The organism is uncultured Campylobacter sp. (assembly GCF_937996225.1).
Taxonomy (GTDB): domain Bacteria; phylum Campylobacterota; class Campylobacteria; order Campylobacterales; family Campylobacteraceae; genus Campylobacter_B.
This window is the reverse complement of the sequence record NZ_CALKTC010000084.1, coordinates 90,939-111,891: the sequence shown is the minus strand read 5'-3', so window position 1 is coordinate 111,891 and position 20,953 is coordinate 90,939. Positions and strand designations below refer to the sequence as shown.

The 20,953-nt window shown below is 48.0% G+C and carries 19 protein-coding genes, 4 tRNA genes and 4 pseudogenes; 14 read left to right on the top strand and 13 right to left on the bottom strand.

The features are described 5' to 3' along the window. Positions 1-51: 51 nt before the first annotated feature. The 3 genes from Q0174_RS10925 to Q0174_RS10915 all read right to left on the bottom strand — a co-directional run bounded on the left by Q0174_RS10925 (position 52) and on the right by Q0174_RS10915 (position 351). Positions 52-127 (bottom strand) — tRNA-Lys (locus Q0174_RS10925). An 11-nt stretch (positions 128-138) separates the two neighbouring features. Further along, positions 139-215 (bottom strand) — tRNA-Asp (locus tag Q0174_RS10920). A 60-nt stretch (positions 216-275) separates the two neighbouring features. Then, positions 276-351 (bottom strand) — tRNA-Val (locus Q0174_RS10915). Between the two features lie 128 nt (positions 352-479). Between Q0174_RS10915 and Q0174_RS10910 the strand changes: the two genes are divergently transcribed. From Q0174_RS10910 to Q0174_RS10900, 3 genes and pseudogenes are all read left to right on the top strand, one after another. Next, entirely contained in the window at positions 480-1,067 is a 588-nt protein-coding gene (locus Q0174_RS10910; protein ID WP_297942060.1) for a transglycosylase SLT domain-containing protein, read from the top strand. Between the two features lie 51 nt (positions 1,068-1,118). Next, positions 1,119-1,541, top strand: a pseudogene (locus tag Q0174_RS10905) (3-deoxy-8-phosphooctulonate synthase); the annotation flags it as partial. 369 nt (positions 1,542-1,910) lie between these two features. Beyond that, a pseudogene (locus Q0174_RS10900) lies at positions 1,911-2,267 on the top strand (3-deoxy-8-phosphooctulonate synthase); the annotation flags it as partial. Between the two features lie 457 nt (positions 2,268-2,724). Here Q0174_RS10900 and Q0174_RS10895 read toward each other — a convergent pair. Genes Q0174_RS10895 through Q0174_RS10885 form a run of 3 tightly spaced genes read right to left on the bottom strand, consistent with a single transcriptional unit; the run spans position 2,725 to position 4,549 of the window. Beyond that, on the bottom strand, positions 2,725-3,153 hold the full coding sequence (locus tag Q0174_RS10895) for a hypothetical protein (RefSeq protein ID WP_298043986.1): 429 nt from the start codon (positions 3,151-3,153) through the stop codon (positions 2,725-2,727). 10 nt (positions 3,154-3,163) lie between these two features. Then, a complete protein-coding gene (locus Q0174_RS10890) occupies positions 3,164-3,847 on the bottom strand; it encodes a hypothetical protein (protein ID WP_298043985.1) in 684 nt (227 codons plus the stop codon). 3 nt (positions 3,848-3,850) lie between these two features. Further along, the gene (locus tag Q0174_RS10885; RefSeq protein ID WP_298043984.1) at positions 3,851-4,549 is read right to left on the bottom strand and encodes a DarT ssDNA thymidine ADP-ribosyltransferase family protein; all 699 of its coding nucleotides are present in this window, start codon (positions 4,547-4,549) and stop codon (positions 3,851-3,853) included. A 259-nt stretch (positions 4,550-4,808) separates the two neighbouring features. Between Q0174_RS10885 and Q0174_RS10880 the strand changes: the two genes are divergently transcribed. Beyond that, positions 4,809-4,885, top strand: a tRNA-Glu gene (locus Q0174_RS10880). 57 nt (positions 4,886-4,942) lie between these two features. On the opposite strand, the gene Q0174_RS10875 is transcribed toward Q0174_RS10880, so the two are convergent. The 6 genes from Q0174_RS10875 to Q0174_RS10850 are packed head-to-tail and all read right to left on the bottom strand — an operon-like array spanning position 4,943 to position 9,191. Next, on the bottom strand, positions 4,943-5,719 hold the full coding sequence (locus Q0174_RS10875) for an ABC transporter ATP-binding protein (RefSeq protein WP_298043981.1): 777 nt from the start codon (positions 5,717-5,719) through the stop codon (positions 4,943-4,945). Beyond that, a complete protein-coding gene (locus Q0174_RS10870; RefSeq protein ID WP_298043980.1) occupies positions 5,716-6,363 on the bottom strand; it encodes an energy-coupling factor transporter transmembrane component T in 648 nt (215 codons plus the stop codon). The genes Q0174_RS10875 and Q0174_RS10870 overlap by 4 nt, the downstream gene beginning before the upstream one ends. Further along, complete coding sequence (locus Q0174_RS10865) at positions 6,360-7,001, bottom strand: hypothetical protein (protein ID WP_298043978.1); 642 nt, start codon at positions 6,999-7,001, stop codon at positions 6,360-6,362. Before Q0174_RS10865 ends, Q0174_RS10870 begins: the two co-directional genes overlap by 4 nt. Further along, positions 6,998-7,597: a cobalt transporter CbiM gene (gene cbiM, locus Q0174_RS10860; RefSeq protein WP_298043976.1), complete on the bottom strand. Its 600-nt coding sequence runs from the start codon at positions 7,595-7,597 to the stop codon at positions 6,998-7,000. The genes Q0174_RS10865 and cbiM overlap by 4 nt, the downstream gene beginning before the upstream one ends. Continuing rightward, a complete protein-coding gene (locus tag Q0174_RS10855; RefSeq protein ID WP_298043974.1) occupies positions 7,587-8,429 on the bottom strand; it encodes a hypothetical protein in 843 nt (280 codons plus the stop codon). Before Q0174_RS10855 ends, cbiM begins: the two co-directional genes overlap by 11 nt. A gap of 12 nt (positions 8,430-8,441) precedes the next feature. Next, on the bottom strand, positions 8,442-9,191 hold the full coding sequence (locus Q0174_RS10850) for a DUF4198 domain-containing protein (protein ID WP_298043971.1): 750 nt from the start codon (positions 9,189-9,191) through the stop codon (positions 8,442-8,444). A 140-nt stretch (positions 9,192-9,331) separates the two neighbouring features. Between Q0174_RS10850 and serS the strand changes: the two genes are divergently transcribed. The 5 genes from serS to Q0174_RS10825 all read left to right on the top strand — a co-directional run bounded on the left by serS (position 9,332) and on the right by Q0174_RS10825 (position 15,293). Then, positions 9,332-10,582: a serine--tRNA ligase gene (gene serS, locus Q0174_RS10845; RefSeq protein WP_298043969.1), complete on the top strand. Its 1,251-nt coding sequence runs from the start codon at positions 9,332-9,334 to the stop codon at positions 10,580-10,582. A 7-nt stretch (positions 10,583-10,589) separates the two neighbouring features. Continuing rightward, positions 10,590-11,378 (top strand): pentapeptide repeat-containing protein, encoded by a 789-nt coding sequence (locus tag Q0174_RS10840; RefSeq protein ID WP_298043966.1) that lies wholly within the window; start codon positions 10,590-10,592, stop codon positions 11,376-11,378. After that, entirely contained in the window at positions 11,375-12,850 is a 1,476-nt protein-coding gene (gene rsfS / locus Q0174_RS10835) for a ribosome silencing factor (RefSeq protein ID WP_298043963.1), read from the top strand. Before Q0174_RS10840 ends, rsfS begins: the two co-directional genes overlap by 4 nt. A gap of 9 nt (positions 12,851-12,859) precedes the next feature. Then, complete coding sequence (locus tag Q0174_RS10830) at positions 12,860-14,227, top strand: sodium-dependent transporter (RefSeq protein ID WP_298043960.1); 1,368 nt, start codon at positions 12,860-12,862, stop codon at positions 14,225-14,227. A 484-nt stretch (positions 14,228-14,711) separates the two neighbouring features. Beyond that, positions 14,712-15,293, top strand: a complete 582-nt coding sequence (locus Q0174_RS10825; RefSeq protein ID WP_298043958.1) for a LysE family translocator — start codon at positions 14,712-14,714, stop codon at positions 15,291-15,293. 259 nt (positions 15,294-15,552) lie between these two features. On the opposite strand, the gene sodB is transcribed toward Q0174_RS10825, so the two are convergent. Beyond that, entirely contained in the window at positions 15,553-16,176 is a 624-nt protein-coding gene (gene sodB / locus Q0174_RS10820; RefSeq protein ID WP_298043955.1) for a superoxide dismutase [Fe], read from the bottom strand. 615 nt (positions 16,177-16,791) lie between these two features. Here sodB and ribH point away from each other — a divergent pair. From ribH to Q0174_RS10795, 5 genes and pseudogenes are all read left to right on the top strand, one after another. After that, positions 16,792-17,262, top strand: coding sequence for a 6,7-dimethyl-8-ribityllumazine synthase (gene ribH / locus Q0174_RS10815; protein WP_177388134.1), 471 nt, complete (start codon positions 16,792-16,794; stop codon positions 17,260-17,262). Between the two features lies 1 nt (position 17,263). Beyond that, a pseudogene (gene nusB / locus Q0174_RS10810) lies at positions 17,264-17,638 on the top strand (transcription antitermination factor NusB); the annotation flags it as partial. A 683-nt stretch (positions 17,639-18,321) separates the two neighbouring features. Next, positions 18,322-19,008 (top strand): orotidine-5'-phosphate decarboxylase, encoded by a 687-nt coding sequence (gene pyrF / locus Q0174_RS10805; RefSeq protein ID WP_366112753.1) that lies wholly within the window; start codon positions 18,322-18,324, stop codon positions 19,006-19,008. A gap of 497 nt (positions 19,009-19,505) precedes the next feature. Next, positions 19,506-19,758: pseudogene (locus Q0174_RS10800) on the top strand (helix-hairpin-helix domain-containing protein). Between the two features lie 227 nt (positions 19,759-19,985). Next, positions 19,986-20,843 (top strand): DUF3108 domain-containing protein, encoded by an 858-nt coding sequence (locus Q0174_RS10795; RefSeq protein ID WP_298043953.1) that lies wholly within the window; start codon positions 19,986-19,988, stop codon positions 20,841-20,843. Positions 20,844-20,953: the final 110 nt, after the last annotated feature.

Here is a 20,953-nt window from a genome sequence, read left to right as displayed (position 1 = left end):
AGGGCCTTCAAAAAAATCAAAAAACTAAAAATAGGGGGAAAATTTGGTGGATGGTGTCCTGCGTTGGATTCGAACCAACGACCCCCTCATTAAAAGTGAGATGCTCTACCTACTGAGCTAGCAAGACATCGTAAGAAGTGGCGCGACGAATGGGGCTCGAACCCACGACCTCCGCCGTGACAGGGCGGCATTCTAACCAGCTGAACTACCGTCGCACCAAAAATCACACTCGCAGCGCAAGTGCTAAAGAAGTATGAAATCCAAGGATTTCAAAATGGTGGTCGCTGTAGGGATCGAACCTGCGACATCCACCTTGTAAGGGTGGCGCTCTACCAGCTGAGCTAAGCGACCATTTGGGTTTAAAAAAGAAATGTGATTATATATCTAATACGATTAATTTTCACTTAAACAATGATGAAAAGACTGAAATTGTGCTATACTTGCGACATAAAATTTTATCAAAGGCTCGGTAAATTTAGATGAAAAAGTTGGTTTTCGCCCTGTTTTTAGCGCTTCAAGCCCCCGCTTACTCGCCGAACGAGATCGTAAACGCCATCGCCGCAGTAGCGCAAAACGAAGGCGTAAAGCCTGAAATTTTATACACCATCGTCAAAATCGAAAGCGACTTCGAGCCCTACACGATCTCCTTTTTGACAAACAAAGCAAACGCCGATTACTTCGCAGGCCTGCGCAATCAAAATATCCGCATCAAGACGAGCAACTACAGCCTAAATTCCAGCAAATGGGTCGTTACTATCATACCGGCAAACGAAATTTACGCCGTGCAGATCGCCAAGTACCTGTACGAGGACGGCTTTAGCATCGATGTGGGGCTCGGGCAGCTAAACGCCGTAAATTTCAGCCAAAACGAGATCGATTATATATTTAATCCGATGTACAACCTCACTAAATGCGCTAAAATCCTGCGCAAATGTTGGAACGCCAAAGACAAAAATATCAAAGACACGATCGAGTGCTACAACTACGGTATGCGCAAACGCTACTCAAACCCCTACTACAAGCGCTTTTATGAGCATTACGAGAAATTTTTCGGTAAGCCCTATTAAGAGTTAGTAAAATTTCGCTAAAATCGCGCAAATTTTAAAAAAGGATATTTCATGATACTGATCGCAGGACCCTGCGTGATCGAAAGTCGCGAGCTAATAATGAAAGTCGCGGAAAGTTTGCGCAAATTTAACGAAATGGACGGGGTGGAATTTTACTTTAAAAGCAGCTTCGATAAAGCCAACCGCACAAGCATCTCAAGCTTCCGCGGCCCGGGATTGCAGCGCGGCTGCGAAATTTTAGCCGAAGTAAAGGAAAAGTTCGGTTATAAAATTTTAACCGACATCCACGAGAGCTACCAGGCGGAGCCCGCCGCGCGCGTCGCCGACGTGCTGCAGATACCGGCGTTTTTGTGCCGCCAAACCGACCTACTCGTCGCCGCAGCCAGCACGCAAGCGGTAGTAAACATCAAAAAAGGTCAGTTTCTATCGCCGCAGGCGATGAAACACAGTGTCGAAAAGGTGCTGCAAACCCGCAGCGCACGGGCTTATACTCCGCAAAGCGGCGCGGCATCTAGCGATACAAACGCCGCAAAAAATGGCGCCTGCTCCGGCGATGCCGAAATTTGCGGCGCGCAAAGCGGCGCCCGAGGCGGTGCGAATGACCGATCTTTGGCACTACCAGCGCAAAATTCTTGTGGTGCACGATTGGACGCGCAAAATTTTATTCATACTTGCGGCGCTAAAAGCGGTGCCGAAAATGCCGTTAAAGGTACGGCGACGCCTTGTGCCGCACAAAGCGATAACAAAAGCGAAACGCAAAGCGTCTCGCAGCCAAACTTCTCTCATACTTGCAATGCACAAGACGGCTCGATAAGTGCCGCGCAGCCGAGCGGCGAAGGGATGCACGATCTGGCGCGCCGCTACGGCGTTTGGCTCACCGAGCGCGGCAGTACCTTCGGCTACGGAAATTTGATCGTCGATATGCGCTCGCTGCCGATTATGCGCGAGTTTGCGCCGGTCATTTTCGACGCTACTCACAGCGTGCAGATGCCTAGTATCGGCGCTACGAGCGGCGGCGATTCGCGCTTCGTGCCGTATCTCGCGCGAGCGGCGGCGGCCGTGGGCGTGGACGGCTTTTTTTACGAGACGCACCCTGATCCCGCCCACGCGCTATCAGACGGGCCGAATATGCTAAATTTACAGCAGCTTGAGCACGTCGTCGCGCAGACGCTTGCGATTCAAAAAGCGCTCGGATTTTAGCTCGCGATACCTTGGATTAAATTTAAACCTCACGCCAATGCTCACGAATTTTGCGCTTAAAATTCGTGAGCATGGCTCTATCTCGCAAAATTTCCCTATCTTTAATTTCATATTTTTAGACTAAATTTAAGTAAAAATTCAGGGGACGTATAATGTACTTCTATTTTATTCCACAAGGTACGAAACGGATTGTCAAATCAATCTCGCAAAGGGCAGAGAGACAGTCGCTAAGACTATTAAAAACGCTAGACCACTTCTATCATTCATTTTATACGATCAGCAAAGGCGCAGAAATTTTGGGTAAGATGCTGAAATAAAGCTTACGGTGACCCCTTACGCAAATATTTTAGAATTTTGCAATTAGCCATTTTGTAACTACAAAAGCACGCAAAATTCTAAAATCACCAGATAAATTTATAAATTTTATCATCGTAAATTCAGCTCGATGCTTTAGCGGCTATCTAAGATTTTTTATAGTAACATCTGCGTTTATATTTTCTCTTATGTAACCTATTTCCCCTATGTGACCGATCCCATCAATGCTTATCGTTGTCGGAATGTCTGGGACATAAACATCTGTATCTAAATAAAATCTAACTTTTTTGTCAGAGCTGTAAGGATATTCTACGTAATGCACGCAGACCCCAAACAATATAATAGCTATCGTTAATAACGATATCGCGGTTATGCCGCTAAAGACTAGTTTTAATAATCTTTCGATATCCCCTCCGTTAAAAGAAACTTTCTCTTTTATTGCAGCTTTCTTTTCAGGGATAAATTCTTTGCTATTTGCAGATCTACTTTTAGACCCAAATAGTGCAAGAGCTATAAATACAGTTAATGGTAATGCGATTATACCGCAAAGAAGTGCTGTTGAATTTTCCATATTTTCTCCTTTAAAATAAACTTTCTCTTTTAAAATTTTTACAGTAAAAATCAAAAAATGTATCCTTATCTGCAAAAATTTCTTTAAAAATTCCGTTTCGGCTTAATCCTACAAAGAGCGCGGCAGCACGAGATTGAGCGGAAAATGACTTTTTAGGATTAAATTCTATATCGCTGAAATAATCATATTTTAAAACTTCATCCGCTAAATTTGGATTTTGTTTTAGAGCGCTTAGATATAAAAAATCATAAAAATACGTTTTTGGCTCGGTACTAAAACGTTCACCGAAAAGCTCAAATCCACAAAAATTTCCACTATTTTTTAACGGCGAATATTTTTTAGGATGAACTTTAGCACTAAAAATAATCTCTTCAAACGGACCGCCTCGCTCAAAAAATTTTGACCCTTGAAAAAACCGTTCAACGCTAGCTTCTATTAAATTTTGATCTTCATCTTTTAAACGAAGCTTTAAATTAAAAGCGCTTAATGCTTTGCCGAGAGGATTTGGCGATGCCTTACTGGTTTCTAGAATTTTTTCGCTTTTAAGCTCGGCTCTAGCGTTGCTTAAAAGGCTATCTATTGATTTTATCTTTTGAGATAACGCAAAGCCGCTAAAAAATTCAAATTTTATATCTACACTTTTTACAAAAGGACTTTTATCTATCGCATAAAAAATCGGTCTAATAGCCTGCATTTTCTAATTCCTAACTAGCGGTATTATTTCGCTTATAAATTTTAGCGGAATCTTTTCGTAAATCATAACTTCAGCTTGTGAAATTTTGTATAAACTATTTTGAGCTACGTCGTATGACGGAAATTCTTGTATAGAATAAAGACTTACAAAATTTAAATAGTTTTTGATAGTGCTATACCTTCCAATATGCGCTGCATTTGCCGTGGCGTTTTGATCACTCATAATAAAGGCATGATAAAATAACACGATCGGAGATATTAAAATAATAGCAAGGTTTTCATTTTTATGCCTATCGATAAAAGTGTTAAGCATACAATTATCGCCTATGACAGATAAATGCACATAATCCCCTAAATTGCGTCTATTATCTAGCTCATTGGATAGCTCGTTAGTTAATAAATTTGGTCCTATGCCATTATTTTTTAAATAGTTCATACAAAAAATTCCACCCATTTTTATAATGGAGCTTAAATTTGAAAGTTTTGTTAAATGGATAAAATCGTAGTATTTATCCTCGTATTCAAAATTGTCTTTAATAAAAGCTCGAGCTTCTTGGTAATTTTCATCCTTGCTCAAATTAAATTTAGGCTCTGATTTAAAGTCTGTGATATTACTAGATTTAGGGATATTTGGATAGTGAAAATTTTTGCAACGCGAAAATTGCTTTATATCTGAAATAGCGGCGTCTAGACTGGAATACATAACAAATCCTTAAAATTAAATTTAAGGTAAATGATACTCTCTCTCTCTCTCTTAAATTTTGACTTAAAATTATGATGGTTTTTTAATATAAATTTATAAGTAATTTACTTAATATATAGAATTTTTGCTGCATAGGTTAGTAATTTTTTACTCATCACACATATCGAAATTTAACCGCAAGGATATCAAACCGCTATTCTGCGCTTTATTTTGTATCTTTATCTAAAATTTTGTTTTTGTCGCTATAATGCGGCTTCTTGACCTTTTCGTCTAGTGGCTCAGGACGTTGCATTCTCAGTGCGAAAACGCGTGGTTCAAATCCCGCAAGGGTCGCCATTATGGACTTTTATACAAGTCTCTTGATTTTAAACGATAAATTTATCCATGATTTTATCATGGACTTTCATACAGCCCGTCAGATTTTAAATAATAAATTTTATCTGCGATTTTATCGATGAAACTTTTATCGTGCGAGACGATGATCTCGCTTACGTCAAGCTCCGCCAAAATCCCCGCCACACGCTCCTGCATCGCCTCATCAAGCGCCGTCGTAGGCTCGTCCAGTAGCAGTATCCTAGGCTCGCATACCAGCGCGCCCGCAAGCGCCACTAGCTTTTTCTCGCCGCCGCTTAGATGAAAGGGCACCCGCTCGCGTAGATGTTCGATTCCCAAGCGTCGCAGCGTCTCCAGCGCCTTGCGCTCGATCTGCTCTTCACCTAAAATTTCAAGCTTTTTTAGATGATCGTTTTCGCTGCCCTGCCTTAAAATTTGCGCCTTACGACCAAAAAATTTAGAAAAAATTCCACGTCTTTTCTCCACATTTCGTGCTCGTTTTAGCCGCTCATTTTGCGCACGTAGGCTAAATGCGACGTCCTCAAACACGCTCGCGCACAAAAATTGATCGTCGCTGTTTTGAAACAAAAACCCGATCTCGTGACGAAATTTTACAAAATCCTCCGCACACTCAAGCTTCTCACCGAAAAGCTCGATCTCGCCCTCGCCCCATTGCCTTAGGCCGCCTAAAATTTGAAGCAGGCTCGTCTTGCCCTGCCCGTTCGCGCCCAAAATCGCCACTTTTTCCTTATGCCCTACGCTCAAATTTACACCGCGAAAAATTTCTCGCTCGCCGTTTTTAGCGCTTAAACCCAGTGCCTTAAGCGAACAGCTCATAAGATAGCTCCGATTTTAACAGATACGCACGCCAGCACGAACGCCAAAAACGAGGCTTCCAAGACGCTCAAGCCTTCGCGACGTTCGTAAAATAGCCTACCGCAAAACCCTCGCGCGCTCATCACCAAGCTTAAATTTCTTGCTTGCTCAAGCGCCGAAATCGCTAAAATCCCGACTAAATTTGCATAAATTTTATAGGTGAAAATTCCGCTCGTCCCTACAAATCCGCGCATCCGCAAAAGTGCTTGCAGTCTCGCCAGATCCGAGCGTAAAAAATTTACGAATCGCCCACAGCAATACACCAAAGAGCTTAGCTTTTCGCCGAGTCCCAGCCCGTAAAATCCGCGCGCGAAAAAATATTCGTCCTTGCCGTAAAATAGCAAAATTGCAAACGCCATTATCAAATTTGCGCGCAAAAATATCACGCCCGCAAGCTCGTAGTTGCCGACTATGGCGGGGCTTAACGCGCTTAAAATCGCAAAGATATTTAATACCGCAAGCCTTGTGCAGACCGCGCGCGCAATCGAAATTTTAAGCGCAAAAAGAAGTAGCGGCGGGGCAAAAAACGCCGCATAAAGCTGCCCGCTAAGTCCGACGCCGAAGCTGAAGATAAAAAACGCGAGCAGTGATACGGCGGGGCTCATTTGCGCGCTCTTTTCGCTAGCCACATTAAGCCAAAAAAGCCGAAAATCAAGGCCAAACAAAGCGCGATTTTAGGCGCCTCGGCGGACTGGCTTTGAAATGCCATGCTCCTAATATCGCCCTTAGGACTTTCTTTCGGCAAGATGCTTTGCGAGGCTGAATTTTCTAAAGGCTCGGAAGTGCTTGAAATTTTATTTTCAGGCGTACTAGCTTTCGGCGCGATATTTTCGGGTGCGCTGCCTTTGGACGCGGATTTTTTAGCGGCGTTCAAATTTTGCGGCATAGGATTTTCAGAAACGTCAGAATTTTGTGGCGTGGAATTTTCAGGATCACCGGAATTCTGCGGCGCAAAGTTATCGGCGCTAAATTCCATCTGCGCGCCGTGTCCTGCACCTCCATAAATTTGAATAGTAAAATTTTTAGCGGGTATTCGTATGCTCGCAAGTCCCTCTTTATCGGTCCTAGTGCGCAAAATTTCGCGCCCGTCCGCACTGATTAAAACTTCGCACTCCATGCAGGGAGAATTTTTATAAAAATAGCTATAAATCGCCACTCTATCGCCCTCTTGCGTCGCGAAAAGATGAAGCGCATGCGAAAATGCAAAAGAGATCAAAACCGTTAAGAAAAATAGTGCTCTCATCGCCTCTGTCCGCCGTAAAATTTCGCAATAAAGCTAAGCGCAAAAAGAGTGATGATCCCCTCCAAAACAGCCAGGATCGCACCTTCGAGCGAGATGAGCGTCGCGATAGCAAAAAACTCCCGTCCGCTGATGAAAAGCACGAGATCAAGAAGCAGCATCGAGCAGACGATCGGCACGAAACCCGCCAAAAATAGATAAATTTTTTGCGTGCGCGCTTTTAGCTCTTGCGCTTTTGCGGCGGCGGCAAAGAGCCCGCCCAAAACCGCTGGAAAGCCGATGACTGCGGTATTTACGCCGAGCACGCTAAGCCCCCCGAAGCCGAAAAATACCCCTTGCAAAAATAGCGCGACGAAAATCGCCAAGATCGCGCGCGAGCCCAAAAATGCGCCCACGAGCCCGCTTAGCATCAAATGCATGGAGCTGACACCCACGGGCAGGTGCACGAAAGATGCGACGAAAAACAGCGCGCTAAAACACGCGATCCTAGGGATCTCAGCCTGCCTTACACGCCATAAAATCGCCGCTACTGCAGGCGCCGTAACCGCCCAGCCGGCAAGCAGTACGGGCGCGCTCAAAACTCCTTCGCTAATGTGCACGGCTCGCCTCCTTTAAATCGCTCCCGTTTTTTAGATGCGCAAAAACGCGCGAAGTGGCTAAATTTAAGGCATTTGCGACCTTTGCGATAATTGCCTTGATTGCTACAGATCTTGCTTTTACGGCTTTAGTCGCGGCAAAATTTGCGGCTGTAAAACTCAAGACTTGCGTCCTATCCGCGGCGGCTGTCAGCGCAAGACTCGGAGCGGTCTCAAAACCGCTTACGGAACCGGCAAATTTGATAAATTTTACGGCTCGCACGGCGCAATAAATTTTAATTTCCGTATTTGCGGGAGCAGCGAGCGGATTTTGTAACGCAAAATTTAAAGCCCTGATCGATCTCGGCGCAGTGCTCGCGCGGCAAAACAGAGCTTGCGAAATTTTAAAAGTCGGGGTTTTTAAAATTTCAAAAAACGAAATTTTACGTGCTGATATTTTACGCTCGTAAATCCACGGGTATGGAATTTTACGGCTCGAAGCTACTAAGAGCGAATTTCTACGCTTGCGAAAAATCGCGAGCAGAGCAATACCATCGCTCGAAGCTCCTAAGCGCGGATTTCTACCAAGCAAAATTCCACGCAGCAGAGCTACGTTTCTTAAAATTTTGCTCGGCGAAATTTTGCTCCGTAAAGTTTTAACCAAACCCCGAGACGCAGACTGCGCGCGGGTGCGAAACGACAAAATTCTGCCCCGTAAAATTTCAGCCGCAGAATTCGATGGAAATTTTACATCGCCAAGCAAAACGTACGAAAATAAAATTTCAAAACTCCGCTCAAACGCAAATTTAAATTTATCCGCAGCCGCGCAAATTTCGCCCGAAAAAAGAGATCTCACCGAGCCGCTCCGCTACTTTTTCAACTCGTCTGCTTTGATCCAAAGCACGGCTCCCAGCTCATTTACGGGCTGCTCGCTTCCTTTGGCGGCTTCCTCCTCGCTAAGAGCCGCAAAGCCCCACCAGCCGGCAACCGGCATCACGAAGCTAAACTCGCCCGCGCCGTTGGTTTTAACGACCTGCGTGACATGCGCCTCGCTAGGGGCTTTGTAGCCTTTATCGTTATATAGCTCGATCTCCACGTCCGCGCCTGGGACGGGCCTTCCGTGCAATAAAAAAACTCCGCTAAATATCTCGCCCGCATACAGCGCATAAGGCCGCACGAGCGGTACGATCTCCGCCTCTAGCCCGAGCGGCTTATCCCAGCCTTCGCCCGCGCCGTAAGCATCAACATAGGTTTTGGTGATATGGCGGATCATCTTGCGCTCAGCCGGCTCGGCATAGGGTTTCGGATCGAAATAAAACGCCAAAAGCGATGGTTTGTCGGCTTTAAATTCCGCCGCAAAATAGGAATTTTCGCCCTTTTTCTGCTCTTTTAGACCGCTTAGGAGCGATTTTTTCTCGCCGTCAATAAAAACGCCGAATTCTGCGGGCTTTTGTAGATTCATAGTCTCCTGTAAAAACGGATGGGAGAATTCCAAATTTAGCTTTACGATAGCGTCTTTTTGATCCTCTACGACATTTTTATCCGTCGTAAGAACGCCAAAATGCGCAAACACAAGGCTCGCCGCGAAAATTCCTAAAAAAGCAAATTTTGCCTTCATGTAATACCTTTCATAATAAAATATTACGGAATTGTATCACTTTTTTTCATCCGTATTGCTTAAATGTAGGTTTATTTTGAGTATTTAAAGCAAACTTTGGTTAAAATGTCGCAATTTAAATTACCAAAAAGAGGTAAAAAATGATAAATTTAAAACTTATCGAGACAAATTTCGACGAATTTAATAAAAAACTCATCGCCAAAAAAGTCCCGCCGCAAACCCTGCAAACGCTACTAGATGTCTACAACGAGCTAAAATCCAAAAAGACGGAGTTAGAGAACCTTCAAGCCGTGCAAAATGCAAAGAGTAAGGAGCTCGGCCTCGCCGCGCGCGAGGGCAAAGACGTAGGCGCGCTAAAATCGCAGCTTGAGGAAAACAAGCAAAAGATCCAAAGCCTAAGCGAGCTCGTAAACGAGCGCGAGCAGAGCCTAGAAGCGATCGCCGCGTGCGTGCCGAATATCATCGACGACGACGTGCCGATCGGTGCGGACGAGAACGAAAACGTCTGTATCAAAAAGGTCCTGCAGCCGCGCACGTTCGACTTCGCGCCCAAGCAGCACTTTGATCTCGGCGAGGCGCTGGGATGGCTTGATTTCGAGCGCGGCGTCAAACTCAGCGGCAGCCGCTTCACCGCGATCCGAGGTCTTGGCGCAAAACTGAATATGGCTCTCATCAATTACATGATCGAATTTAACAACTCGCGCGGCTTCGAGCTCGTAAATATGCCGTTTTTGGTGCGCGATCAGATCCTCTACGGCACGGGTCAGCTGCCCAAATTTAAAGACGATCTCTACCGCGTTGACGACGAGGAGCAAAACCTCTATCTCATCCCTACGAGCGAGGTTACGGCGACGAATCTATTCAGCGATGAAATTTTACGCAGCGAGGAGCTGCCGATCAAGCTCACCAGCTACAGCCACTGCTTTCGCAAGGAAGCGGGCTCGGCGGGGCGCGATACGCGCGGCATGATCCGCCAGCACCAGTTCGAAAAGGTCGAACTCGTCGCCATCACGCGCCCCGAAGATAGCGCAAAGATGCTTGAGGAGATGATTTCGTGCGCGAGCGATCTGCTAGCTAGCCTTGGCCTTCCGCACAGACACATGCTGCTTTGCAGCGGCGATCTAGGCTTTAGTGCCGCAAAAACCGTGGATTTGGAGGTTTGGCTGCCGGGACAGAACCAATACCGAGAGATCAGCTCGATCAGCAACTGTCGCGATTTTCAGGCGCGCAGAGCCAAGATCCGTTTCAAAGACGGCAAGAAAAACAGCCTCGTTCACACGCTAAACGGCTCCTCGCTCGCGGTCGGCCGCACGCTGATCGCGGTGATGGAAAACTACCAGCGCAAGGACGGCAGCATCGAAATCCCGCGCGTTTTAGAAAAATATATGTAGGCGGCCCGTGCGAAAGCCTTACAAAGACCCGAATTCTAACGCACGCTTCGCAACCGCTGGATTTTGCGCGGAAAAATTTAGAAAGCGCGGCGTTAAATTTTTCGCGCTGCAAAACACAGGATTTTTTGCAACAAAATTTGGTAGTACAAAATTTTGCGGCACAGAGCCCGGAGCGCACAATGCAGCTCTTCGCGGTTTTAAATTTTGCAATGAAACGCTTTGTCATAAGCGACAAATTCGGCAATCACGGCACTCGCATTTTAAATTTCACGACGAGAAATTTAATGGCGCGAAATTTACGACCTGCGGAACGGAATTTTTAGGAGCGAACTTCCGTAGCACGGAATTCTGCAAGTCGAAATTTAGGGCGCGCGGTTTTAAATTTTACAAAGCAAGATTGCGCGAGACGGGTTTTTTAGCTCGCGCTGCGAAATTTTATGCGGCCAAATTTCACGGCGTGAAATTTCAGGAGACAAAGTTCCAGGCGCCAAATTTAGAGCTTAAAATGAAATTTAACGCAGCGAAATTCCTCGGGGTAAAATTTCGTAGCGGCGCGCTTTTTAAATTTATCGCCGCAAAAGGGCTACGACGCAGTCCTAGTCTTTGCGCCGCTGCGCCTTTTAAATTTACTGCGCTGCAAAACGCAGGATTTTTTGAAACAAAATTTGACGAAGCGGAATTTTGCGACGTAAAATTTCATAAAGCAAGATTGCGCCGAGCAAAATTTTATGCCGCGGAATTTGCGGCGAAGGGCGAGAAATTTTGCGGCGCGAAACGGCGCGGAGCAGGTGCGTGAAGATCGCACTTTTCGGCGGCAGTTTTGATCCGCCGCACGCAGGACACGACGCCGCGGTAGGGGCGATCTTATCCGCCCTAAAGCCCGATTTGCTGGTCATAATGCCGTCGTTTCTAAACCCGTTTAAAAAGAGCTTTTCGGCGCCGCCGCAGCTGCGGCTAAAATGGTGCCGCGCGCTGTGGGGCGACACCCCGCACGTGGAGGTGAGCGATTATGAAATTTCGCAAAACGTGCCGGTACCCACGATACAAAGCGTGAAATTTCTGCTCGAAAAACATGGCGCAAACGGCAAAATCGCAGCAGAGACGGCGGTTGAAATGGGTAAAATTCTGCAAGGCAGCACGGCGGATCAAATTTCGGTCGGCAGTGAAAGCGAAACGGGCGGGATTTCACAAAGTAAGGTAGGTAAAATTCCTCGCGACGGCACGAGTGAGGCGGGCAGCGCAGGAGATGCTAGCGAAACACGAAGCGTAGATAAAATTTCAAATACGGACGAAGTTTCAAATGTCGCCGCAAATAGAATGTCTAATGTCGTCATGAGCGAGGTTTCAAACTCCGCCGGAGATAAAATCTTAAGCGCGAGCAGAATTCCGAACGCCGCCCGGAACGAAATTTCAGACGTTGTCAAAATTCCGAATGCTGGGCGGAACGAAATTTCAGATGCAGGCAGAATTTCAAGTGCCGCCTCAAGTGAAATTTTAAACGCCGTCACAGGCAAATTTTCAAGCGCAAGCGAAATTCCAAGCGGTAATGCGAATTGCATGGCTGACGCAGGCGGCGCAAATTGCGTGGGTAGCGCAAATAGCGCAAATAGCGCAGGTGACGCAGGTGACGCAAATGACATGGATGACGCAAGCGATGCGAGCGGAGCAGACATAGCACCAAAGCTCTACATCGTCGTGGGGGCCGACAACCTATCAGAGCTTCATAAATGGCGCGACTTTAGCGAGATGCAGAAATTAGCGGAGTTTGTCGTGCTTACGCGGCCCGGCTACGAGATCCCGCGGCAGTGGGCGAGCCTAAAGCGGATCGAGATTGCCGTAGATGCGAGCTCAAGCGGTTTTAGGCGAGATTTCAAAGGCGAAATCCCGCCCAAGATCGCAGCAGAGGTCATAAAATTTTATAAAAGGAAAGATATGCAAGATCCAAAGCAAAGGGCGGAGCGGATCGCCGAAATTTTAAACGAAAAGAAAGCCGAAGACGTCCAGATCATCGATATGGAGGGGCGCGAATATATCGCGAAATTCGTAGTTATAGCCACTATGCTGACCTCCCGCCACGCCGCCTCGCTCATCGAGGAGCTAAAAAGCGTGCTTAAGCCGCTCGGCGAGGAGTTTTTGGCTATCGAAAGCGGCGATGAGTGGAGCGTCGTCGATCTCGGCGACATCATAGTCCATCTCATCAGCGAGACTTACCGCGCCAAATATAATATCGAGGACTTCCTCGACAAGCTCAAAAAAGAGCAATTTTAAGGAGGGAGCGTGCCGAGACAGACCTGGAGCAGCAAGCTCACATATATCTTAACCGTCGCAGGCGCCACGATCGGCTTTGGCTGCACGTGGAGGTTTCCGTATTTAGTCGGGGAAAACGGCGGCGGCGCCTACGTGCTCATATTTTGCATCGCAATGATCGTGCTTGGTATCCCGATGATCTTGGTAGAAAACGTCATCGGACGTCGCGCGCTAAGAAACTGCGTTGATGCCTTCACGGCGCCTAAAAAGGACGGCTCGCGCATAAAGCCAGCATGGAAAATCGTAGGCATCATGGGCGTAATTGGCGCGTTTGGAATTTTAGCCTACTATATGGTCCTCGGCGGCTGGGTGCTAACCTATATCGTAAACATCGTAAGCGGCAACTTCGACCTCTCCGCGCGAATCACAGACCCCGCATTTACGCAGAAATTCTACGTAGATCACATCGAAAATAGCCCGCTCGGCGTCGGAGCTTACACGCTCGTTTTCATAGCGATCAACTGGTACATTTTGAAAAACGGCATCATCGAGGGGATCGAAAAATTCGTAAAATTTCTAATGCCCGCGTTATTTTTGTGCTTCATCGCGGTGATCCTTACAAATTTAACGCTTGAGGGCGCAAAGGAAGGCGTGAAATTTTATCTCAGCGTCGATTTTGCCAAGATCACGCCCAAGCTTTTGATCGACGTTTTGGGTCAGGTCTTTTTCGCGCTCTCGCTCGGTTTCGGCGTGATGATCACGCTGTCGAGCTTTTTAAACAAAGACGAGAAGCTGATGCAAACGGCCACCATCACCGCAGTCGTAAACACGCTCATCGCCGTGCTTGCGGGCTTTATGATCTTCCCGTCACTCTTTAGCGCGGGGCTTGAGCCGAGCAGCGGCTCGTCGCTAGTTTTTAAAAGCCTGCCGATCGCGTTTTCGCACATGCCCTTCGGCAACGCCGTCGCGGTAGTCTTTCTCTCGATTTTGCTCATCGCCGCGCTTACGACATCAATCACGATCTATCAGGTCATCATAAATTTCGTCGAGGAGCGCTTTGGCTTTTCAACGTTAAAGGCGGTAAATTTAACGCTCGGCGGCGTCTTCGTGCTCGGCAACCTACCCTGCATACTCTCAAGCAGCGTGCTTGCGGATGTTAAAATTCTAGGGCGCTCGGTTTTCGACGCTTTCGACTTCGTAAGCGCGAACGTATTTTTCGTGCTAACGGCGCTTCTGTGCTGCGTCTACGCGGGCTGGGTGCTGAAAAAGGACGCGATCTACGAGCTCACCAACGAAGGCGATCTCGGCGCGAGGCTCGCAGGAGTTTGGTTTTTGTATGTCAAATTTATCCTGCCGCTCATCATCGCGTTGATCTTCGGATACGGGATTTTCGGCTAAATTTAAAGCCGCGAGAGTTTTAAATTTTAAATTTACCCGCGGCGGCGCGGCGGAATTTTAAAATTTCATTCGCTGTCTTACCCGCACTGCGGCATGAGTTTTTACGCGATACTGCACGCTACGCCGCAGCTATAATATAAATTTAACGCAAGCGCGTCCTGCCTCTTGTAAGGCGTCGTCGGGGATTAGGTGGGGTTTGGGGCGGGAGGGGGAGCGACCTCGCAATTCAAGCCCCCCCTTCCCGCCCCAAGAAAAGTTTGGGTGCGGCGCGGCGCACGGCATATCGCAATGATGAAGCGCAATAAAGCGATGTGCAAAATTCTAGATGACAGCTCGCAATGTGCAGTTCCGCGGTGCGGCGGAATTTTAAAATTTTATTCGCCTCAGCGCAGCGCGTTAAATTTTAGAATTTTAAAATCTATTACAGCGGAGCCGTATCGCGAGAGATAAAATTTAAAATTTAGCCACAATTTAGGGGTTTGCAATGCTTCTGTTTTTTCTTACGATCTTCCCGATATCGCTGATGCCGGGCATCAACATGACCTACGCGCTAAATCTCGGCATCGCGCGCGGCTATCTTAGAGCTCTGCCTGCGCCGCTGGCGCAGGTGCTGGGCGTCGCGGCCGTGGCGCTTGCGTGCATATTCGGCGTCGCGGGCATTCTGCTTGCACACCCTGCGGCGCTTAGCGCGATTAAAATTTTAGGCGGCGCGTATATTTTCTATCTGGGCGTCGTGACTTTTTTAGCACGCGGAAATTTTAAGCTGCAAAAACAGAAGCGCAGCGAAAATATCTTTCTGCAAGGCTTCGTAGTCGCGGTCTCAAACCCCAAGGCGTGGATATTTTTCACCGCGCTCTTTCCGCCGTTTTTGGATGCGAACAATCTTTTCGGCGCGCGCACTTTCGCCCTCGTGGCGATCTTGTGCGCCAGCGAAAGTATCTGCCTTAGCATCTACGCACTGGGCGGAGCGGTGCTAAAAAATCTGCTGAAAACCCATTTGAAATACCTCGAAATTTTCTGCTCGGTGCTGATGTGCGCGATCGGGCTCTGGATGATTTTGGGCTAAAATTTTGATTAAATTTAGCGCCCGAGCTTTGATAGAATTTTATTAAATTTAAAAGATAGATTGAAAAGCGATATTGCCGCGGCTAAATTCCGAGACAAATTCCGAAATTTAGCCGCTAGCTTTGAATTAAAATTTTAAGCGATCGACCGCGTACGCTAAACGACGCGGCAATTATCGTCCGTAGCGAACCCTACAGCGCGTTTAGGCGGTTTTGGCTTTGTGTAGCATCGCCTCGCCACGTCCGCTTAAATTTTAAAATTTAATCTCTGCCGTGAAGCTCGTCGATGTAAAATTTCACCGAGCCGAGACCCTCTTTTTTAGCCCATTCGTAGGCGCTTGAGACGAACTCCCAGTTGATGCCTGCGTAGAATTTCTCCAGATATTTCGGGCGCGCGTTGTACTCGTCGATGTAATACGCGTGCTCCCAAACGTCCACGACTAGAAGCGGCACGAGCCCTTCGGTCACCGGCGTGGCGGCATTTTGGGTCGCTTTAATGCAAAGCTTGCCCGATTTCGGATCGTAAGCGAGCCACACCCAGCCCGAGCCGAAATGCGCCGTAGCAGCAGCCAAAAACTCGCTTTTAAAATCCGCAAAATTTTCCGCTAGCGCCGATTTTAGCTCCGCAGACGGCTCGCTAGGCTTTGCGATGCAATCCCAGTAAAAATCGTGGTTGTAAACCTGCGCTGCGTTGTTAAAAAGCCCGCCGCTAGCCGCCGTTACGATCTCGTAAAGCCCCTTGCCCGCAAACTCGCCCGATTCGGTAAGTTTATTTAAATTTGCCACATAGGTCGCGTGGTGCTTGCCGTGGTGATAATCACAGGTTTGCTTGCTTACGACCGCGTTGTGCGCCGCATCGAACGGCAACTCTCTAAGTTTAAACATCTTTCTCTCCTTGAAATGATTTGGAGCGATTATAGCCAAAAATTTCTAAACAAATAATAAAATTTATTATTTAGGATTAATTTTAAGGCGAATTTTAATCTAAGCCATTGCAATCGCGCTTTAAATTTAAAATTTAGGCGGTTTATGAACGCCGAAGCTTTGCTTTACCCTCATCGGAGCGCTTTTTGTGTGCGACCGGGCGTACGGATTTAAGCGCGCTACCGGTACGCATAAATCGCTACTTACCGTCATCTGCGCGATTGCGAACTTTTTATATTTATGCTTGCTTTTAAATACATAGCGCTGCGCTCGCATACGTCCTATATACGGGGCTCGGCACGCTTTTTATCGCTTCACTCTAAACGATCGTCGCGCTAAAAGAGGGCGCAGAGATTAACCTGCTTCGTATATTTTTCATATTCACGCTAAGCTTATGCACAGGCATCGACACAATCGGTGCCGTGATCTTGAGAATATTCGTCCGCTGCGAGAAAATTTCTGCGCGCAAAGCACCCTCTTATTTCTCATAATTTCAAGCGCCGTGATGTTTAAATTAATTTAGAATTTTGGCGAATTTAGCTAAGCTTAGCGCTAAATTTAACGCAAAGGAAAACCATGAAAATCATCGAAGGCTCGCTTGCTCTTAAGGGCAGCGAAAAAATTCTAATCATCAACGCCCGCTTCAACCACATCATCACCGATCGCCTAGTCGAAGGGGCGCATGATGCGTTTTTGCGCCACGGCGGCAAGGAGGAAAATTTAAGCCTAATGCTTGTTCCTGGCGCTTTTGAGATCCCGCTCGCGCTTGAAAAGGCGCTAAGCTCCAAGCTCTACGACGCCGTCGTCTGCCTAGGGGCGGTTATCCGCGGCTCTACACCGCATTTTGACTACGTAAGCGCCGAAGTAAGCAAGGGGATTGCGAACACCATGCTAAAATACGGAGCGCCCGTGACTTTCGGCGTGCTAACTACCGATAATATCGAGCAGGCAATCGAGCGCGCAGGCGCGAAGGCAGGCAACAAGGGCTTTGAGGCGATGAGCGGCGCGATCGAGCTTCTAAGTCTATTTCGCAACATAAAGGCTTAAAATGGCTACCAGACACCAAGCCAGGCTCGCTGCGATCTCGCTGCTTTACTCCCGGGATATGAACGGCGGCGGCGAGGACTTTGCGGACGAATATCTGGAAGAAAAGCGCATTCGCAACGAGCAGCGCAACTGGACGCTGGCGCTTCTGCGCGGTGCTAGCGAAAATCTCGCCGCGGTCGATGCGCTGATAGATGAAAATTTAAAGGAATTTAAACTCGCCGAAATTTCAGCTCTGGAGCGCGCGATACTGCGGCTCGGGGCGTATGAGTTGCGCTTTACGGACACCGACGCAGGCATCGTCATCAACGAAGCGATCAACTCCGCCAAGGAGCTTGGCATCTCGTCTAAATTTATAAACGGCGTGCTGGATGCGCTAAAAGACAGCCCCGTAAACATCGCGGCGGATAAAATTTCCAAGCCGACTGCGACGGCAAGCGTAAATCCCGAAGCAACCACGGAGGCAGTCAAAAATTTTAAGCCTGCTGCGGCGAAAAACTCCGCCGTTTCGGACAGCGATGATACGGCGAAAAATTTCATCCCCGCAGGCGCGGACGGCGAGACAAAAAATTTTACGAGAGCAAAGAGGGGCGGCGCGCCGAAAAATTCTACGGCGAGCAGAAGCAGACCATCTAAAAAGCCCGCTAATTTGAAAACTCGCAGCGCGTCCGCAAAAAAATCCGAATCCACCGCGAGCAAAAAATTTAAAACGGAGAGAAATCTCAAGACCGGAGATAAATTTAAGACGGAGAAAACGGGCAAAAATTTCAAAACGGGCGAGCGAGGTAAAAATTTTAAGGCAGGCGAACGAGGCAAAGACGCCGCGCCGAAAAAAGAGGGCGCGGATAGAAATTTCAGAGTCGGCAAAAGCACAGCACCGAAAAAGGGCACTGCTGGTAAAAATACTGCGCCGAAAAGTAGCACGGGGCGCAAAATCTCTACCGCGCCGAAAAAATCTGCGGGCAGCAGAGGCACCGTCTCAAAAAGACCAGCAGGCAACAAAGGCGCTCTCTCGGAAAGACCCGCAGGCAGCAAAGGCGCAGTACGTGGCAAGGATAAACGGTGAAGCTCTGCGTCGCGCTTGATTTGGGCTCGAAGCAGCAGTGTTTACAGCTAGCGGAGGGGCTTGCGGACTTTGCGGATAAAATTTGGCTAAAAGTTGGCTTGCGAGCCTATTTGCGCGACGGAGCGGGCTTTATCGAGGAGCTAAAAAAGCTTGGAAATTTTAAAATTTTCCTCGATTTAAAGCTTTATGATATCCCAAACACGATGGCTGACGCCGCCGAGGAGATCGCTAAAATCGGCGTAGATATGATAAACGTGCACGCAAGCAGCGGCAAGCGCGCGATGGCTACCGTAATGGAGCGGCTGGACAAACTCGGTTCGCGTCCGCTAGTGCTTGCAGTTTCGGCGCTAACGAGCTTTGACGAGACCGAATTTAGCGCGGTTTACGAGCAAAATTTAAGCGATGCCGTGCGAAAATTTAGCGTGATGAGCTACGAAGCGGGGCTTGACGGCATGGTCTGCTCGGCGTTCGAGAGCCGCCCGATAAAGGACGCTACGAGCGCAAATTTTATCACGCTCTGCCCTGGCATAAGGCCGTTTGGCGAGAGTGCTGGGGATCAAAAGCGGGTGGCGGATCTGGGCGCCGCGCGCGAGGCAGGGGCTAATTTTATCGTAGTCGGCCGCCCGATCTATCAAAGTGCCGATCCGTGCGAAATTTGCGAGCGAATTTTGGGTCAAATTTAGCGCTCGAGCCTGCGTAGAATTTGGTGAAAAATTATTTTAAGCATGGTTTTAGCGCGAAAGAAATTTTAATTAAATCATCGCACAAAGGCGGCTCGGATGACGTCGAAGCGCCGCTGTCGTCTTTTTACAAAATCCGTTGGAGTTTGAAACAAACGTATCAGATTTTTGCATTTGGCGCAAGGCGGAAGCGTAAATTTACTCCGTTTGGGATTAAAAACGTTTAAGCTTTGCCGCGCCCAAGCTCCCTGCTAGCTTGCAGATAAAATTTCCGACAATGGGCGCAGCGGCGGGCGTCTTAACACTAAAAAGCGGCGCGCATAAGCGCAGCGGCGGCCCGGCGGCGAGGTAAAATTTTAAAAATTTTTCGCATCGCGTGGATAAAATTTTAAAATTTGCCTCACACGAGTGAAATTTTAAAATTCCGCACTCTCAAGGGGTTTTAAAATTTTATCCAAATGGCGAGCCGAGCGAAATTTGAATAAAGATTGGAGTAAAATTTGAGTAAAGGCGCGAGCGATTTTAAGAAAATCCCCTATGTCGGCGAGGCGACCGAGGGCGATCTGTTGGTGCTGGGCTACGAGGACATCGCTTCGCTAAAGGGCGCGGATCCGGACGAGATATTTGAACGCACAAAGGCCCTCGAGCGCGGCAGCGACAGGTACATCCTCTACGTTTGCCGAGGCCAGCCACTACGCAAATACGCCTCATCCCGACAAAGCCAAGCTGAAATGGTGGCTTTGGAAGGACTAAATTTACGAATTTGACCCGCGCCGAGTCGTTTAAATTTGAGCGGATTTGCTAACGATCGACGTGCTGTATTTGCAGCACAAAATAGCGCCGAGTAAAAAGCGTAAATTTAACAAGCGTTTTAATGGCGACGGCGCAAATTTTATGCGCAAGTTTTACAAGCGGCGCAAAGAGCGTAAATTTTACGGGCGTCGTATGATGGGGCGCCGCAAAGCGGAAGGACGGTAGGGATGAAATTTTTTGCTATTTTGATTTTGTGCGCGAGCGCTCTTTTGGGCGAGACGATCAGCGCGAAATATGAGATTTCGTTCGGCGTTTTCGGCGCGGTCGGCAGCGCAAATACGCGGCTCGTGCGCGAGGGCGATCGCTACGAGATCGTCATGGACGCCGTTGCGCAGGGCGTCGCGGGCAGCCTGAGCGGGCAAAGGCGCGAGAGCTTCTGCTCAAAGGGGCGCGTCGTGGCGGGGCTTTTGATGCCCGATCTCTACGTCCACGAGGTCTCGCGCAAAAAGGGCAAAACGACGAAAAACGAGCGCAAAACCTACGCCTTCGACTACGCGCGCAAAACGATAAAATTTCAAAAGTTCAAAGGTTCGGGCGGCGAGCTGCAGCTAGTAAGCGACGAAATTTTGCCCTATTTTGCGACGAACGACCTGCTGAGTTTGTTTTTCAATTTCTCTAAAATTCCGCACTCGGGCGATAAATTTTTCGTCCGAGCCGCAGGCGCAAAAAGTGCCGATGGAAGGATCGACATTCAAATACCGCGCGGAAGCGCCGCCGCAAATATCGCGAGTGAGCTTGGCGTCGCGCCGCCTAGCGATGCGGACACAAACTCCGGCGCAGCGGCAAGCACAAGCTCTAGCGGAGCAGATACGAAAACCGGCACAACGGACGTAAATTTTAAAGGGCGCGGCGCGGGCGCGGATAAGCAGGCTGCGGCGATCTACGTGGTTTTCATCAACCAGCCGATATTTTCGAGCAGCCGAGGCGAGCTGCACCTGAGCCTAAACGAGCGCGGTTACGCCGATCGCGCCGTTTTGAAGGACGTGCTGCTCTTCGGCGACATCCGCGCGCGGCTTGTGGAATGAGACTTCGTAAATTTACGAGGTAAAATTTTGTTCAAATTTATCCTTATTCGCTTCAAACGTCATCGTTTTCATATCGCCGAAAAAAGGCAAATTTGATCGATCATAATTTA

Coding starts and splice junctions, on each gene's coding strand:
- Q0174_RS10910 (WP_297942060.1), top strand. CDS start 480: ATGAAAAAGTTGGTTTTCGCCCTGTTTTTAGCGCTTCAAGCCCCCGCT.
- Q0174_RS10895 (WP_298043986.1), bottom strand. CDS start 3,153: ATGGAAAATTCAACAGCACTTCTTTGCGGTATAATCGCATTACCATTA.
- Q0174_RS10890 (WP_298043985.1), bottom strand. CDS start 3,847: ATGCAGGCTATTAGACCGATTTTTTATGCGATAGATAAAAGTCCTTTT.
- Q0174_RS10885 (WP_298043984.1), bottom strand. CDS start 4,549: ATGTATTCCAGTCTAGACGCCGCTATTTCAGATATAAAGCAATTTTCG.
- Q0174_RS10875 (WP_298043981.1), bottom strand. CDS start 5,719: ATGAGCTGTTCGCTTAAGGCACTGGGTTTAAGCGCTAAAAACGGCGAG.
- Q0174_RS10870 (WP_298043980.1), bottom strand. CDS start 6,363: ATGAGCCCCGCCGTATCACTGCTCGCGTTTTTTATCTTCAGCTTCGGC.
- Q0174_RS10865 (WP_298043978.1), bottom strand. CDS start 7,001: ATGAGAGCACTATTTTTCTTAACGGTTTTGATCTCTTTTGCATTTTCG.
- Q0174_RS10850 (WP_298043971.1), bottom strand. CDS start 9,191: ATGAAGGCAAAATTTGCTTTTTTAGGAATTTTCGCGGCGAGCCTTGTG.
- serS (WP_298043969.1), top strand. CDS start 9,332: ATGATAAATTTAAAACTTATCGAGACAAATTTCGACGAATTTAATAAA.
- Q0174_RS10825 (WP_298043958.1), top strand. CDS start 14,712: ATGCTTCTGTTTTTTCTTACGATCTTCCCGATATCGCTGATGCCGGGC.
- sodB (WP_298043955.1), bottom strand. CDS start 16,176: ATGTTTAAACTTAGAGAGTTGCCGTTCGATGCGGCGCACAACGCGGTC.
- ribH (WP_177388134.1), top strand. CDS start 16,792: ATGAAAATCATCGAAGGCTCGCTTGCTCTTAAGGGCAGCGAAAAAATT.
- Q0174_RS10795 (WP_298043953.1), top strand. CDS start 19,986: ATGAAATTTTTTGCTATTTTGATTTTGTGCGCGAGCGCTCTTTTGGGC.